The organism is Desulfovibrio sp., from assembly GCF_019422935.1.
GTDB lineage: Bacteria > Desulfobacterota > Desulfovibrionia > Desulfovibrionales > Desulfovibrionaceae > Desulfovibrio.
The window spans coordinates 71,171-86,116 of the sequence record NZ_JAHZCJ010000004.1 but is presented as its reverse complement, the minus strand read 5'-3'; the positions used below and the strand labels follow the sequence as shown (position 1 = coordinate 86,116).

General features: G+C 61.6%; 12 protein-coding genes. 3 read left to right on the top strand and 9 right to left on the bottom strand.

Features of this window, described 5'->3' with window-relative positions:
- Positions 1-2 precede the first annotated feature (2 nt).
- Entirely contained in the window at positions 3-1,520 is a 1,518-nt protein-coding gene (gene cobA, locus QZ383_RS06995) for a uroporphyrinogen-III C-methyltransferase (protein ID WP_291444194.1), read from the bottom strand.
- Positions 1,520-3,022 (bottom strand): leucyl aminopeptidase, encoded by a 1,503-nt coding sequence (locus QZ383_RS06990; RefSeq protein ID WP_291444193.1) that lies wholly within the window; start codon positions 3,020-3,022, stop codon positions 1,520-1,522. Before QZ383_RS06990 ends, cobA begins: the two co-directional genes overlap by 1 nt.
- 302 nt (positions 3,023-3,324) lie before the next feature.
- Between QZ383_RS06990 and hemW the strand changes: the two genes are divergently transcribed.
- Positions 3,325-4,614, top strand: coding sequence for a radical SAM family heme chaperone HemW (gene hemW, locus QZ383_RS06985; RefSeq protein ID WP_291444192.1), 1,290 nt, complete (start codon positions 3,325-3,327; stop codon positions 4,612-4,614).
- Positions 4,615-4,997: 383 nt separating this feature from the next.
- Positions 4,998-5,681 carry a hypothetical protein gene (locus QZ383_RS06980; protein ID WP_291444190.1) on the top strand — a complete coding sequence of 228 codons (684 nt, stop codon included), beginning with the start codon at positions 4,998-5,000 and terminating at the stop codon, positions 5,679-5,681.
- A gap of 118 nt (positions 5,682-5,799) precedes the next feature.
- Here the strand turns inward: QZ383_RS06980 and QZ383_RS06975 are convergent, their stop codons facing one another.
- The 7 genes from QZ383_RS06975 to QZ383_RS06945 all read right to left on the bottom strand — a co-directional run bounded on the left by QZ383_RS06975 (position 5,800) and on the right by QZ383_RS06945 (position 12,728).
- Entirely contained in the window at positions 5,800-6,102 is a 303-nt protein-coding gene (locus QZ383_RS06975; protein WP_240823318.1) for a hypothetical protein, read from the bottom strand.
- A 3-nt stretch (positions 6,103-6,105) separates the two neighbouring features.
- Entirely contained in the window at positions 6,106-7,266 is a 1,161-nt protein-coding gene (locus QZ383_RS06970) for a glycerate kinase (RefSeq protein ID WP_291444187.1), read from the bottom strand.
- Between the two features lie 96 nt (positions 7,267-7,362).
- Positions 7,363-8,724, bottom strand: coding sequence for a gluconate:H+ symporter (locus tag QZ383_RS06965; RefSeq protein WP_240823320.1), 1,362 nt, complete (start codon positions 8,722-8,724; stop codon positions 7,363-7,365).
- Positions 8,725-8,875: 151 nt separating this feature from the next.
- The gene (gene pdxA, locus QZ383_RS06960; RefSeq protein WP_240823321.1) at positions 8,876-9,871 is read right to left on the bottom strand and encodes a 4-hydroxythreonine-4-phosphate dehydrogenase PdxA; all 996 of its coding nucleotides are present in this window, start codon (positions 9,869-9,871) and stop codon (positions 8,876-8,878) included.
- Between the two features lie 48 nt (positions 9,872-9,919).
- The gene (locus QZ383_RS06955; protein WP_291444184.1) at positions 9,920-11,251 is read right to left on the bottom strand and encodes a four-carbon acid sugar kinase family protein; all 1,332 of its coding nucleotides are present in this window, start codon (positions 11,249-11,251) and stop codon (positions 9,920-9,922) included.
- A 37-nt stretch (positions 11,252-11,288) separates the two neighbouring features.
- On the bottom strand, positions 11,289-12,059 hold the full coding sequence (locus QZ383_RS06950) for a DeoR/GlpR family DNA-binding transcription regulator (RefSeq protein WP_291444182.1): 771 nt from the start codon (positions 12,057-12,059) through the stop codon (positions 11,289-11,291).
- Between the two features lie 363 nt (positions 12,060-12,422).
- Positions 12,423-12,728, bottom strand: coding sequence for a hypothetical protein (locus tag QZ383_RS06945; protein ID WP_291444180.1), 306 nt, complete (start codon positions 12,726-12,728; stop codon positions 12,423-12,425).
- A 192-nt stretch (positions 12,729-12,920) separates the two neighbouring features.
- Between QZ383_RS06945 and mutL the strand changes: the two genes are divergently transcribed.
- Positions 12,921-14,939 (top strand): DNA mismatch repair endonuclease MutL, encoded by a 2,019-nt coding sequence (mutL, locus tag QZ383_RS06940; protein ID WP_291444178.1) that lies wholly within the window; start codon positions 12,921-12,923, stop codon positions 14,937-14,939.
- Positions 14,940-14,946: the final 7 nt, after the last annotated feature.

The window sequence follows — 14,946 nt, the reverse complement described above, 5'->3', positions numbered from 1 at the left end:
TCTTATCTCGCAAAGTACGTTTTCAGGGCGTCCACCAGTGCCGGGATGGTGTAATCCATGGGCATGATGTTGCAGGTAAGGCCGTTTTTTTGCAGCGTTTCTGCCGTTACCGGGCCGATGGCGGCCAGCTTCACTTCCGGGTGCATCTTGAGGATTGCAGCCGGGATAAGGGAGAGGAAGTTCTCCACCGTGGAGGAGGAGCCGAAGGTCACGCAGTTCAGTGTGCCAGCGTTGATGCGCTCGAGCACTTCGTCCCTTTTATGCGCGGCGGGTACGGTTTCGTAGGCGGAAATAACGTCCACCACTGCTCCTGCCTTGCGCAGTTCCTCGGGCAGCACTTCGCGGGCCTTGGCGGCGCGGGGCAGCAAAAAGCGCATGCCAGCCACGTTGCCGTTTTCAAGGGCCATCAGGCCTTCAAGCACACCCTCGGCCATGTAGCGCTCGGGAATGAAATCGGGGATGATGCCGCGTTCTGTCAGGGCATCGGCTGTGGCGGGGCCGATGGCGGCCACCTTGCAGTTGCCGAGCGCGCGGCTGTCCTTGCCCGCCTTTGCGAGCCGCAGCCAGAAGTGCTTTACGCCGTTGACCGAGGTAAAGATAACCCAGCCGTAGCTGGCAAGATTGTCCAGAGCCGCGTCAAGTTCCGCATAATCGGCAAGAGGGCTGATTTCAATGGTGGGGCACTGGATGACCTCGGCCCCCAGCGCCGTGAGGCTCTGGGCAAGCCCGCTGGCCTGCTCGCGCGCGCGGGTCACAACAATGCTGCGGCCAAAAAGCGGCTTTTTCTCAAACCAGCCAAGGGTGTCGCGCAGGGTGGCGACCTTGCCCACAAGAATAACCGAAGGATTGGTGAATTTGGCTTCTACCGCAGCCTGGGGCAGACGGGCCAGGGTATCCACAAGGCTGCGCTGGTAGGGCGTTGTGCCGCGATAGATAAGCGCCGCCGGGGTGTGCGGATCCATGCCTGCTTCAAGCAGATTGCGGGCGATGTCGGGCAGGTTTTTCATGCCCATCACAAAGACCAGCGTGGAGGCGCTGGCGGCAAGGGCCTTCCAGTTGTGCACGGAGCCGGGCTTGTCCGGATTTTCGTGCCCGGTGATGATGGTCACGGAAGAGGCAAAATCCCTGTGGGTCACGGGAATGCCCGCATAGGCGGGAGCGGCGATGGTGCTGCTGATGCCGGGCACTTCCTCAAAGGGAATGCCCGCCGCCGCCAGTTCTTCGCCTTCTTCGCCGCCGCGCCCGAAGATATAGGGGTCGCCGCCTTTCAGGCGGGCCACAACGTTGCCTTCCTTGGCCTTACTGACCAGAAGGGCGTTGATCTGATCCTGCGGCAGAGCGTGGTTGCCCGCCACCTTGCCCACATAGATTTTTTCCGCATCGGGGCGGGCGTAAGAAAGCAGGCTGTCGTTTGCCAGGGCGTCGTATACCACCACATCGGCGGCGGCCAGGGCGTCACGCCCCTTGATGGTCAGCAGGCCCGGATCGCCGGGCCCTGCTCCGATGAGAAATACCTTCATTATACGCCTCCCCTGGCGAGATCGAGCAGCGTACGCGCGCCAAAGGCCGTGGGCCCTACCGGAGCAAGGGGCGTGGCCTTGGCGGCCCAGTCTACCCCGGCAATGTCCAGATGGGCCCAGCGCACGCCCTCTTGAATAAAGTGTTGCAAAAAGAGCGCGGCGTTGATGGCCCCGCCTTCGCGCGGGCCCATGTGGCAAATATCGGCCACTTCGCTTTTGAGCGATTCAACATAGGGCTTCCATAGCGGCAGGGGCCAGTATTCTTCGCCGCAAGCGCCGCCTGCCGCGCGGATGCGTTCGGCAAGGTCGGCATCATCGCTGAACAGGCCCGCAAGCTGGTTTCCCAGCGCTACGGCGCAGGCCCCGGTGAGGGTGGCAATATCAATCACCGCAGCCGGAACCCAGGTTTTCTGGGCATAGGCCAGCGCATCGCACAGGGCAAGGCGGCCTTCCGCATCGGTATTCTGGATTTCAACGGTGTCGCCATTGGCGGCGCGCACCACATCGCCGGGGCGCATGGCGCGGCCGCCGGGCATGTTTTCGGCGCAGGCCAGCAGGCCCACCACGCGGCGGGGCGCGTCTTCCTGCGCAAGGGCCGCCACCGTGGCCAGCACCGTGGCGGCGCCGGTCATGTCGGCCTTCATCTGGTGCATGTTGGCGGCGGGCTTGAGGCTGATACCGCCCGTATCAAAGGTGATGCCCTTGCCCACCAGCACGAGGGGCTTGTCCTGTTCGCGCCCGGCAGGGGCGTGCTCCAGCACGATGAGGCGGGGCGGACGGCCCGAACCTTGGCCCACGGCCATGAGGCAGCCCATGCCTTCCTTTTCCAGCTCGGTTTCGTCCAGCACGGTGCAGGCAAAGCCTTTTTCGCGCGCCAGTTCCTGCGCTTTCTGGGCCAGCATTTCAGGGTAGAGCAAATTGGGCGGTGTGGTGGCAAGGTCGCGGGCCAGGCTCACGGCCCAGGCGGCGTTTTCGCCCCTGCGGGCGGCGGCGTGGGCGGCGTCAGGCACTTCCTGGCCGTCAAAGGCCACGGCCAGCCACTGCGGGTCGGCGGTTTCGTCCTCATCGGCCTTTTTAAGGGCCGTAAAGCGGTACAGGGCAAGCTGGGCGGCGCATACGCATTCTTCCACCAGTCGTTCACGGCCTCCTGGCAGCCGTGCCAGGGCGGGTTCGGGCAGCACTATAGACGTGTAGCCCTGCTTGCGGCACAGTTGCACTGCGGCGGCAATGGCCTTGCGGATGTCGGCAGTGGAGACCTTTTCCTTCGGGCCAAGGCCCACGGCCAGCACCCGGGGAACGGAAAGGTCGGGATGCCCGTGCAGAAGGGCCAGTTCGCCCGTCTTGCCCTTGAAGTCGCGCAAGGCAGGGGCTATGACCAGCCAGGGAGCAACCTTGTCCAGTTCAGGAACCTGCTCAAGCAGGGCTTCGTCCTGGCAGACGGGGGCCAGCAGAACGTCCCCTTTCCATTGTTCCGGTCCGAGATTCTGAAAGCGTATATCCATAGAGCTGCTTCTCCTGAAAGTGCGTTGCGTACAGGCCGCCAGCGCGGTGAAGGATGCGGCAAAAGGCCGCAGGGCGCTTGCGCCGTGTTCCAATTGGTGAATATACTTCGCCGTCGCGTTTTTGCCAAGGGCGGCCAGCTGCCTGCGCGCGGAATTCCCGGCACGGCGGCAGATGCGGGCATATTCCTTGCAGCTTTTGTTCAGATCTGTTGCCAATTTGCTGCAAATCTGACTTTTTCTTTGTTCCGCAGGGTGTTACGCGCAGGCGGAGCGTTGTTTTTTTGTCACTCACAGGATCGCTTATGCTGCTTTATATACACGTTCCCTTTTGCTCCACGCGCTGCCGCTACTGCGCTTTTCATTCAAGCCCGCTGGGGCGCGGCGTTGATGCGGCCAGCTCCCCTGCCGTGCGCGACTATGTGGACACCCTGTTCATGGAACTGGCCCACTGGGGGGACCAGCTTGGCGGCAGCGAAGTGCAGTCTGTCTTTTTTGGCGGGGGTACACCCAGCCTGCTTTCGCCGCGCATCATCGGCCTGACTATGGAGCGCATTAACAAGTATTTCAGGCTCGTGCCCAAGGCCGAGGTGACGCTTGAGGCCAATCCGGAATCCCTGCGCGGCGGGCACCGCGCGGCCCAGTATCTGGATGCGGGCATCAACCGTCTTTCCATCGGCGTGCAGAGCATGGATGAGGGCATGTTGCGTCTGTTGGGCCGCCCGCACAAGGCGCAGGACAGCCTGCATGTGGCCTTTCTGGCGCGGGAGGCGGGCTGCGCCAACATCAACCTTGACCTCATGTGGGGCCTGCCGGGGCAGAGCGTGCGCCAGTGGCTACAAACGCTCAAGGATGTCATCCGTATGACCCCCGACCATATTTCCGCCTATGGCCTCACGCTTGAGCCGGGAACCCCGCTGGAACTTGATGTGGAAGAGGGCCGCCTGACCCTGCCTCCGGAGCGCGACCAGAACATCATGTTCATGGAAGGCGCTGCCATGCTTGAACAGCACGGCTACATGCACTATGAAATTTCCAATTTCGCCCGCATGGGTTTTCAGTGCCGCCACAACATGGGCTACTGGGAGGGGGAAGACTATCTTGGTCTTGGCCCTTCGGCCACGTCCACCATCAACAACCGCCGCTGGACAAATCCTTCAAGCCAGGCCGCCTGGAACGCCCGCACCCGCGAGGGCAAACTGGCCCAGACTGTGGAAGAGCTCACGCCCGAAACACGCGTGCTCGAGCTTTTGATGCTGCGCCTGCGCACGGCGCGGGGCCTGCGCGTAAAAGAATATCGTGAGATGACCGGGCGCGACTTTGTGCGCGATCACCAGCGGTTGGTGCAGGCCCTGCACGAAAACGGGCTTATCCGCATCCGGCAGGGCTATCTGCGGCTGACCCGCAGCGGCATGCTGGTTTCCAACTCCATTCTCAGCAATCTGTTTGCCCGCACGCGCGAGGTGCTCAAGCAGGCGGCGCTTTCCGGCGGGCTGAAGCCCCAGGCCGTGGAATCTCCCGAAGGAACCGTGGCGCAGAGCGCGCTGCACGAAGACAGCCCGGAAATCCGCCCGGTGCGCTGGCCCAACGCCTGATTTACGGTAAGGAATAGGGCCGCTGTGCAGATTTGCGCAAGCCCGGAGTTTACGCGGGGCAAAAATGCCACTAGTATGCGGCAGCCGGTCTTGACGGTAGCCCCCCTCCGTCTGCTCGGCTGATGCGAATTGCCCGCGCCCTTGCGCGGCTATGGCTGATCCTTCCCCGCCGCCTGCGGTTACGTGCGGCGCGGGACCAACCGATTTGGGTCTTGTTCACGCTATGGCTCTTTTGCCCTCTGCCTGCGTCAGAAAGCCTTTTATTCCTGTTAAGTACCTATGTGTACACTCCTTTCATAAAAAGGCTTGCACCCTTGGCAGAGAACAAAATTTCTCACAGCGTCAACAGTCCCTGAGCGTCAACGAGAATACGGAGAGAGGGTATGCGTCAAAAGGATTTTGTGGTTTTAGGCGTTTGTTTGGCGGCGTTCGGTTGGCTGGCTTTTGGGCCCGGGGCGCTAGAGGGCTTTATCAGCCTGACTGCCCAGTATCCTTTTGGCATGAGCTTTCTCAAGTTTGCCATTCTGGCGACCCTTGGCGAATGCATTGCCCTGCGCATCACCACGGGCGTGTATAACAGGCCTGGTTTTGGCATTTTGCCCAAGGCGATTATCTGGGGTTTGCTGGGCATAGGCATCAAGATCGCCTTTACCGTGTATGGCGCGGGCACGTTCAAGCTGCTCAACGAAATGGGCCTGCTTTCGGGCGCTCCCACGACCTTTGGCGCCAAGCTGCTCATGTCTTTTTCCATCAGCGTGCTCATCAACACATTGTTCGCTCCGGTGCTGATGATCACCCACAAGCTCACCGACCTGCACATTGCGGCCACCGGCGGCACGCTCAACAGCCTGTGCACCAAGCCTGACGTGGCATCCCTGTTCCGCACCATCGACTGGAATTCCATGTGGAGCTTTGTACTCAAGAAGACCATTCCGTTCTTCTGGATTCCCGCGCATACAATTACCTTTATGCTGCCCGCCCATTTTCAGGTGGTGTTTGCAGCGGCGCTGGGCATTGCCCTGGGCGTGATTCTGGCCTTTGCGGGCCTGCGCGCCAAGAAGGCGTAAACAGAAAAGAAAACTCTGCGGGGTGAGCTCCGCAAGAACACAAGCATAATAAAAGACGGCCACTCTCTGAGAGTGGCCGTCTTTTATTATGGCGTGCGCCCGGGGGCGCGGCGGCACATCAGAAAAACAGGCCGCTCTGCCGGATGATCTCTTGCCCGTTGGGCAGCGAGGGCAGCAATGTTGCCGCCATGATGGCGTAATGCGTTGCCGTGGGCTTGAAGCCATATCGGGGCGTGACAAAGATAAACAGCATACACAGCGCGGCAACCACAAAAACAAGCACGTTGGCTTGATTCGAGCCCCAGGGCAAGTCGGTGGCATACAGCAGGGCATACATGCCCCACGCCGCCAGCATGGCGCAGACAAAAAGGATATTGAAGCCGGGGTGTGTGCGCCAGCTTTGCCTGTAGGCGGTCAACATATGCTATTTCCTTGCGCCCGAAGCGCCAATGCCAAGTCCCATGGAAAGGATGGCGGCTATGTTGCGCGCGGCCCTGCGCAGATTTTCATTGCCCTCGGTAAGGGCTTCGTCAATGGTGCAGGGGCGGTAGAGCACGCTTGAAACCGCGTCGATGCCGTGGGCAAAGACGGCGTCCACATCGGCCCGCAGCGAACCGCCGATGGCGATAACCGGCTTGTTGTGGCGCTTTGCCACGCGGGCAACGCCCACAGGGGTCTTGCCAAAGGCCGTCTGCCCGTCAATGCGGCCCTCGCCAGTAACAACGATATCGGCATCGCGCACATGCGCGTCCAGCCCAACGGCTTCGGTCACAATCTCGCTGCCGGGGCGCAGCCGCCCTTTCAAAAAGGCAAACATGGCCGCGCCCATGCCGCCAGCAGCGCCAGCGCCGGGCAGGTCCGCCATGTCCACGCCAAGGTCGCGGCGCGCAATGGCCGCAAAATTCTGCAAATATCCGTCGAGCTGCTGCACCATCTCAGGCGTGGCCCCTTTCTGCGGGCCAAAAATGGCCGATGCGCCGCGTGGGCCGCACAAGGGGTTGTCCACATCGCAGGCCACATCAATGACGCAGTCGGTAAGGCGGGCGTCAAAGGCGGACATGTCTATGCGCGCAAGCCTGCCAAGGCCCATGCCGGTGGGCTCGATTTCCTGTCCCTGACCGTCCAGCAGCCGCACTCCCAAAGCCTGAAGCATGCCAGCGCCGCCCTCGTTGGTGGCGCTGCCGCCAATGCCCAGAATAAATTTACGAGCGCCAGCATCCAGCGCAGAGCGGATAAGCTGGCCCGTGCCATAGCTGGTGGTCTTGAGGGGATTGCGCAAGTTGGGCGGCACAAGGGCCAGGCCGCTGGCTGCGGCCATTTCGATCACGGCGGTTTTGCCATCGCCGGTCAGGCCGTAAAAAGCTTCCACCGGGTCGCCCAGCGGGCCGCGTACCGTGGTGTCCACCCGACGGCCTGCCGTGGCTTCAACCATGGCTTCCACGGTGCCTTCGCCGCCGTCCGCCACAGGTACCTTGACGTAGACCGCATCGGGGAAAACCTCGCGAAAGCCGGATTCGATGGAAACAGCCACTTGCAGGGCAGACAGGCATTCCTTGTACGAGTCGGGCGCGATGACGATCTTCATTGCTGGTTCCTTGGTGGGGCTGGCGGTGGAAGACAGGATACGTTTTCCATAATAGCGCCGGGGCCTGTGAAATACCAGACCCCGGCGCAGCGGTTCTTACAGGAACATGGAGAGCAGCAGCGTGCCGAACAAACCAAGCACGGAGGCTATGGTAGTGCCAGCCGTATAGGTGGCGTACATGGAACCCATTGGGATGCCGAGGGATTCCTTGACGAACCAGAAGCCGGAGTCGGTCACGTGCGAAGCGCCGGTCGCGCCAGCGCCGATGACAATGGCCATGAGGGCCGGGTCAATGCCGGGGTTGCTGCTGAGCACGGGCAGGATAAGCCCGGCGGCGGTCATCATGGAAACAGTGGCGCTGCCCAGGGCAAAGCGCAGGGCAATGGCGATAATCCAGGCCAGGATCAGAGGGCTGATCTGGATGCTGGTGAGCACCTGCTTGAGCACAACGCCCACGCCGCTGTCGGTGATGATCTGGTTCAGCGCGCCAGCCGCGCCGATGACCAGCATGATGGAGGCCAGCGGGGCCATGCCCTGTTCGCTGAAGCGGCCCAGCTGATCCCAGTTGAAGCCGCGCTTGAGACCAAACACGATGTAGGCCACCACTGCGGAAATGAACAGGGCGATCATGGGCGTGCCGATAAAGTTCACGTAGGGCATGTAGGCGGGCGGATTCTGCTTGTCGATGGTCAGTTCCACCACGGTCTTGGCGATCATGAGCAACAGGGGCAGCAGCATGACGAGGAGCGAGCTGCCAAAGGGCGGCAGTTCAGATTCTTTGCGCGGTTCGGTATTGGCGTACACGCCGGTCAGCGGCACGGCGGGCAGGCGCTTGGCAATGAACTTGCCGTAGATGGGGCCTGCAATGCTGGCGGCGGGCAGGCCCACCAGAAGGCCGAAAAAGATAACCTTGCCCACATCAGCCTTGAGCAGGTCGGTAACTGCCATGGCGGCAGGGTGCGGCGGCACGATGCAGTGCACCGTGGTCAGGGCCACCACAAGGGCCATGCCCACCTGAATGAGCGGCAGCTTGGATTCCTTGACGATGGAGAACATGAGCGGCGTCAGCAGGATGATGCCCACCTGAAGAAAAACCGGGATGCCGCAGATGTAACCCACAACCATCATGGCCCAGTGCGCTTTTGACTGGCCGAGAATGTTGATGAGCGTCCGCGCCAGCCTTTCGGCAGCGCCGGAGACTTCCATCAGTTTGCCCAATATGGCCCCAAGGGCCAGAATGGGCGCAAGAAATCCCAGCGTTTTGCCAAGGCCACCTTCAAAGGCCATGACGATCTTGGCCAGTTCCATGTTGTGCGTCAGCGCCAGAAACAGGCTCGCTGCGGTCAGGGACACAAAGGCGTGTATTTTGAAGCAGATGCACAGCACAATGACTATGGCGATGGAAATGCAGAGCATGGTCATCGAATAGCCGATGCCGAACGATTGGACGGCAGTCATCTCAACCTCCGTGGTGTGGTTGCGACACGGCCCGGGCAGTGCCCGCGCCGGTAAAAGTTGGGGGAACGGTTGACGCTCTTACAGTTTGTTCTCTTGTTTTACTCTGCTCGCCCTCCGGATGCGGTGCGCAGTTCACATCCTTTACCGCAGATCAGGCCCGTTTGAAGTTGGGCGCGTATTCCGCAGCAAGGCGGATGGCTTCCACCATGCTTACGGCGCTGACCTTGCCTGTCCCGGCAATGTCAAAGGCTGTGCCGTGATCCACCGACGTGCGCAGAATGGGCATGCCCAGCGTAAGGGAGATGGTGCGCTCAAAGTCCACCATCTTGGTCGCTATGTGTCCCTGGTCGTGATAGAGCGAAAGCACGGCGTCCCACGCGCCCTTGAGCGCAAAATGGAAGACCGAGTCCGCCGGGTTGGGGCCATGCACGTTAAAGCCCTGACGGCGCGCTTCTGCTATGGCCGGAACCACCTCGGCGTCTTCCTCATTGCCAAAAAGCCCGTGTTCGCCGCAGTGAGGGTTGAGGCCAGCCACCACCATGCTCGGATTCTCCAGCCCCAGCAGCTTGAGGGCGCTGGTGCAGCGACCGATGTAGTCAAGCACGCGGTCTTTTTTGACGGCGCGGCAGGCATCGATCAGCGAGAGGTGACGGGTGAGGAAGAACACGCGCAGGCTGTGCACCTGAAACATGGTCAGCGGGTCCTTGGTGCCTGTGAGGTCGCCAAAGATTTCGGTGTGCCCGATGTAGGGCACGTGGGCTGCCTTGAGCGATTCCTTGTTGATGGGCGTGGTAGCCACGGCGGCGGTCTTGCCAGCCATTGTCAGCTCGATGGAGGCCTTGATGTATTCAAAGGCCGCCTGGCCGCACTGGGCCTGCACCTTGCCATAGGCAAAGGAGGCCAGATCCACGTTGTCCATGTTGATGATATTGGCAGCGCCCTCGCGCCAGCCATTGAGATCTGCATCCACCTCGTTGAAGTCGAGGTTCGCCTTCATGATAGCGGCGGCGCGGCGCATGATCTCGGTATTGCCCACCACCAACACATTGGCCATGTCGGTGACGGCAGCATCTGCCAGCGAGGCGGCCAGAATTTCCGGCCCAACGCCTGCGGGGTCGCCCATGGGGGCGCAAATCAGGGGTTTCATCTATCTGTTCCTTGTTGGTTATGAACTTGCTTGGCTGCGGCGCAGCCTTCAGGCGGGCCGCTTGCGGCTTGAAATTTTGGTGAACAGGTATTCCATACATTCCACAAGGCTGTCCTTGTCACCCACAAAGCCGCCCTTGGTGATCATGGGCAGGTCGGGGTGTTCACCGCCGATGATGTGGCCGTACACGGCAAGGGGCAGCACCATGATCCGCACAGAAAAGCCCCCGGCCTTGAGCGTGCGCATGACGGAAACCGTCACTTCGCCTCCTGAGGTGTACAGGCCGCCGATGCGCAGGCTCTCTTTTTTCAGGGCTTCCTGAGCCACATGGGCCAGAGCCATGTTGATGCGGCGCGAAATTTCGCTGGGCGCGATGCCGAGGGTCTGGGACATTTCCTGCATAGAGAAAACGTCTTCCTTGCTGGCGGCGGTGCATACGCCAAGAACCTTGGCTTCTTCGGGCGCGGCAAACACGGCCTCCAGCACGCGGCGGCATTCCGCCTGTGCTTCGGCCTCGCCAGCCAGCACCTTGCGCACGTTCATGGACACGATGTGGCAGGGGTGGGCCAGCCGCAGGGTTTCCATCTGTACGCGGGTCAGCTCGCTGGTGCTGCCCACGGTAAGGAAAATGCGGTTTTCAAATTCCGCGCGGGGGGCTTCAATGCGCGCTGCGGCAAGCTCCGATGTGAAGGGGCCGGGATCCAGCGACACCAGCGGATAGGGCGCATCGGCCAGCGACTGGGCGATCACGGCAATGTCATCGTCCGACACGGCATCGCAGACCACGGCGCGGCAACCCTGGGCACGTGCGGCCTCAATGGTTTGGCGTACGGCGGCAGGCCCGGCCAGCACCTTTTCAAGCGACACGAAGCCGCATGGCAGGGAGGTCTGATCGGCGATGATCTTGAGCACTGCCGTGTGGTGCACGGGGGTGGCGGCGTCCTTGGCAATGGGCGAGCGTTCCAGCGGCACGCCGTGCACGATCTGGTATCCGCCCACGCAGATGCGCCCCGAATGGGGGTAGGACGCCACAAGTACGGCGAGGCTCTGGTTGTGACCGTGGGTGTCATCCATGGCCTTGATGACGGCCTCAAGCTCAGCGCCCACATTGCCGCGCAGGGTGGAGTCTATGCGCTTGGAAACAAGTGCGGGCTTTTCCTTGTTGAATTCCATCACGGCGTCATACACCGCTTTATGGGCGTCTTCGCGGTGCAGAAGGCGGCTCTCGGCGTTCAGACAAACGGCGTCGCACTGCGTAAATTTTTTGGGGTTCCAATGGGCAAGGCCCAGACAGGTGGCGCTGGAAAAGCCCTTGGCGGCAAGCAGCGCACCATTGTCGTTGGCTCCCGTAAAATCGTCGGCAATAACAGCTATGATCATACAGACACCTTCCGGTGATTTTGTGACGGCGGCGGGCTTAGTCGGCGAGACACAGGCGAGCGCCTGCGTCTTGCAGGGCGGCGCGGGCTTCGGCGGTCAGGCCGCTGTCGGTGATGATGTGGTCGAAGCGTTCCACTCCGGCCACCAGCCATGGGCTGAACTTGGCGTACTTGGACGCGTCCGCCAGCAGAAAAGTTTTGTCGGCGCTGGTCATGAGCTGGCGTTTGTAATGCATCTTGGCGGAAGTGCTGGTGGTGACGCCGTGGTGGGCGTCCCATACGTTGGTGCCCACAAAGGCCATGGTAAGGCGCAGGCCACGCAGGTAGGCCACGGCATCGCCGTCGTTGCAGGCGCGGCTGACGGGATCAATAAGCCCGCCGGAAAGAAAGACGGAAATATGGTCGCAGCCCGAAAGCAGCAGGGCTATTTCAAGGTCAGGCGTGACAACGCCGAGGCTTGTGAGGGGCAGGGTGGGCAGCAGGCGGGCCAGCTCAAGGCTGGTGGTGCCCGCATCCAGGGCAATAAAGTCTTCGTTTTTGATAAACTGGCAGGCGGCGCGGGCTATGACCTGCTTGGCCTCAAGCATGGAAACGGCCTTGCGGGCGCGGGGGATGTCGTTGGCTTCAAAACTCAGGGGCACAGCCCCGCCCCAGGTGAGTTCAAGCTGGTTGCGTTCTTCCAGCAGCTTGAGGTCGCGGCGCACGGTCATGGTGGAAATGCCCAGCGCTTCGGCAAGTTCGCGTGTATTGACCGCGCCCCGGTTTTTGATGAGGCGGGCCATTTCTCTGCGGCGTTCTGCTGGCAACATGGCGGCTCCGGCGTATGTCGGGTGTGTGTTAATTTTGTTTCAAATTTGTTGCTTTATGTTATGCTCCTGAATGGGGATATCGTCAAGGCAAGTGGGGTGATTTTGTGGAGTTAACTCGTACTTTTTATCTATGTTATCAAAAAAATGTTGTTTTTTGTTAATTAGTGAGAGGCCATCCAGGGCACTGTGTTCCGCCTCCCCGCCGGGGTAACAAAAAAAGCCCGGAGAATCCCTCCGGGCTGGAAAAAGCGCGTCCGCCGCTCCTGTGTGGTATTGCCTGCGACAGAACGCAAAAAGGCCGCCGGGCACATGATCCGGCAGCCTTTTGCTAGGGTTTACGCGGGCGGGGTAGACCCGCGCTGGCTATGCGTTGCCGAAGAATGGGGGGCGGCGCGTCTGCGCATCGCCGCTGACCCGGAAAATCTGTACCGTATACTGATCTTTGCCGCTGCACATGGGGCAGCCGTCTGTGACCAGCATGCAGGAAGAATCGAGTTCAAGGGGGTCAATGCCCGCCAAGCTGAGAATATGGGTGGCCTTGCCCTGCTCCCACATGACGGGCGAGCCGCAATGGGCGCACTCAACATAGAGCAGTTCAGGGTCAAAGCCCGCGGGCACAGGTGTGCCGCGCAGCGGTTCGGCAATGGCTTTCAGTGTGTTGCTGTACATAGAAACCTCCCGGCTTGCTTTGCGTGTTGCCAGAAGCCTGGCCGCGCGCATACGCAGCCTCGTCTTCCATACATAAGCACAGCGTGCGCCGAGGCAAGCCCTGCCACGGGAATTTATTCTCCACGCGCAGCCGCGCATGCGCCGCAGGCGGGGTCGCTTGCCTTGTGGAGCGCGCCCGAATACACTGGGCCTATGTCTGAAAAACATCGTCATATACGTTTGCTACCGCCTGAGTTGCGCAATCAGATCGCCGCTGGTGAAGTGGTGGAGCGCCCTGCCAGTGTGCTCAAGGAACTGGTTGAAAACAGCCTTGACGCCGATGCCGCGCAGATCGACGTTTGCCTTGAAAACGGCGGGCAAAGCCTTATCAGCGTGCAGGACGACGGGTGCGGCATAGCCGCGGCCGATCTGGAACTGGCCGTCACCCGGCACGCCACGAGCAAGATCGCCAGCCTGTCTGACCTTGAGCACATCAGCTCTTACGGTTTCAGGGGTGAGGCGCTGCCGAGCATTGCCTCGGTTTCCCGTTTTTCCATAACCTCTGCGGTGACTGACCCGGACTGGCAGACACAGGCGCACAGGGTTGAGGTGGAGCACGGCTTGCTGACGGTTTCCGCCCCGGCAGCCCTGCACCGGGGAACGCGGGTGGAAGTGCGCGATCTTTTTTCCAACATACCAGCACGCTTGAAATTTTTGAAGACCCCTTCCACGGAGTTCAAACGTGCGCAGGACTGGCTAGCCCGGCTGGCGCTGGCCCGCCCCGCCGTGGGCCTGAGCCTGAGCTCCGGCGAGCGCGAGGCCCTGCGGTTTTTGCCGGGGCAAAGCCTTGCCGACCGCCTTGGCGTGCTCTGGCCCCGGCTGATTGTGGAGGCTCTGCGCCCCTTTGACGGCACCCGCCACGGCATCCGCGTGCGCGGGTTGGCCGCCTTGCCCAATGTGAGTCAGCCGCGCGGCGACCGCATGCTGTTCTACGTCAATGGCCGTTCGGTGACGGACAAGCGCCTGCTGGCAGCGGTGCGCGAGGCCTACAAGGGCCGCATGACCAGCCGGGATTATCCGCAGGTAGCACTGTTTGTGGAGATGGACCCGGCGGAAGTGGACGTGAACGTGCATCCCGCCAAGTCTGAAGTGCGTTTTCGGGATGAATCCGCCGTATTTTCCGCTGTGCTGCACGCCGTGCAGGGGGCGTTGCTGACCTCCTACGATGTGGCCGAAAATCTGTGGTCGCATGCGCCTGAGGGTGATGGAGCGGAAAGCGACGTGGCTCCCTCTGCCCAACAAGCAGCCCCGCGTCCGCAGGGTTTCTGGGGCAGGCTGGACAACCCGCCTCTTATCAAGCCGCAGGAGCGGGACGACAGGCCGGACGAGGAATCCTCGTGGCAGGCCCGGTTGCCCGAACCAGCCGCAGGCCCGGACAGTGCGGCAAACTGGTGGGGCGATTCTGTTCAGAGTGATGCGGCATCAGCCCATGAGTCAGCACCCGCGCAGAAAGAAAGCGCCCTGTTTGTTGCCGCGCCGGAAGATGTATCCGGCCTTGCGGAAGCCGCCTCTGCCTATGCGCACCACACCCCTGATGCTGCCCCGTATCAGGCTGCGGATACGGCAGGCGAGCACAGCGAAGACATTTTCCCGCCCGCGCAGGAACGTCAGCCCTTGAGCGTTGGGCCGTTTGCCTACCTTGGGCAGGTGGCGCTGACCTACCTGGTATTGCGGGACGCATCCGGCGCGTTGCTGCTGCTTGACCAGCACGCGGCGCATGAGCGAGTGCTGTACGCCCGCTTGCGGCGCGGTGGATTCGCCGGGTCTGGTCAGTTGCTGGCCTTGCCGCTTGATCTGCCCCTGCACCCGGCTGAAACGGAACGTTTTTTTGAACTGCGGCCCCGGCTGGAATCCCTGGGCTTTGCCCTTGAGGTCAGCGGCGGCAACCTGCGCGTCAACGCCATGCCCCCGGTGCTCTCCCGCGCCGAAGCCAGGGACTTTCTGCGCGAGGCCCTTGCCGGGCGTAAGGATGATCTGGCCGACATGTTCATATCCATGTCGTGCAAGGGGGCCATCAAGGCCGGGCAGCGCCTTGCGGACGACGAGGCCGCCGGGTTGTTGCAGCAGTGGCTGGAAACTCCCGACCGCGAATATTGTCCGCATGGCCGCCCCTGCGTCTTGCGCTGGGACGCAGCCGAGCTGGAAAAGATGTTCAAGCGGCGGCAGTCGTAAAGGGGAA

Coding starts and splice junctions, on each gene's coding strand:
- cobA (WP_291444194.1), bottom strand. CDS start 1,520: ATGAAGGTATTTCTCATCGGAGCAGGGCCCGGCGATCCGGGCCTGCTG.
- QZ383_RS06990 (WP_291444193.1), bottom strand. CDS start 3,022: ATGGATATACGCTTTCAGAATCTCGGACCGGAACAATGGAAAGGGGAC.
- hemW (WP_291444192.1), top strand. CDS start 3,325: ATGCTGCTTTATATACACGTTCCCTTTTGCTCCACGCGCTGCCGCTAC.
- QZ383_RS06980 (WP_291444190.1), top strand. CDS start 4,998: ATGCGTCAAAAGGATTTTGTGGTTTTAGGCGTTTGTTTGGCGGCGTTC.
- QZ383_RS06975 (WP_240823318.1), bottom strand. CDS start 6,102: ATGTTGACCGCCTACAGGCAAAGCTGGCGCACACACCCCGGCTTCAAT.
- QZ383_RS06970 (WP_291444187.1), bottom strand. CDS start 7,266: ATGAAGATCGTCATCGCGCCCGACTCGTACAAGGAATGCCTGTCTGCC.
- QZ383_RS06965 (WP_240823320.1), bottom strand. CDS start 8,724: ATGACTGCCGTCCAATCGTTCGGCATCGGCTATTCGATGACCATGCTC.
- pdxA (WP_240823321.1), bottom strand. CDS start 9,871: ATGAAACCCCTGATTTGCGCCCCCATGGGCGACCCCGCAGGCGTTGGG.
- QZ383_RS06955 (WP_291444184.1), bottom strand. CDS start 11,251: ATGATCATAGCTGTTATTGCCGACGATTTTACGGGAGCCAACGACAAT.
- QZ383_RS06950 (WP_291444182.1), bottom strand. CDS start 12,059: ATGTTGCCAGCAGAACGCCGCAGAGAAATGGCCCGCCTCATCAAAAAC.
- QZ383_RS06945 (WP_291444180.1), bottom strand. CDS start 12,728: ATGTACAGCAACACACTGAAAGCCATTGCCGAACCGCTGCGCGGCACA.
- mutL (WP_291444178.1), top strand. CDS start 12,921: ATGTCTGAAAAACATCGTCATATACGTTTGCTACCGCCTGAGTTGCGC.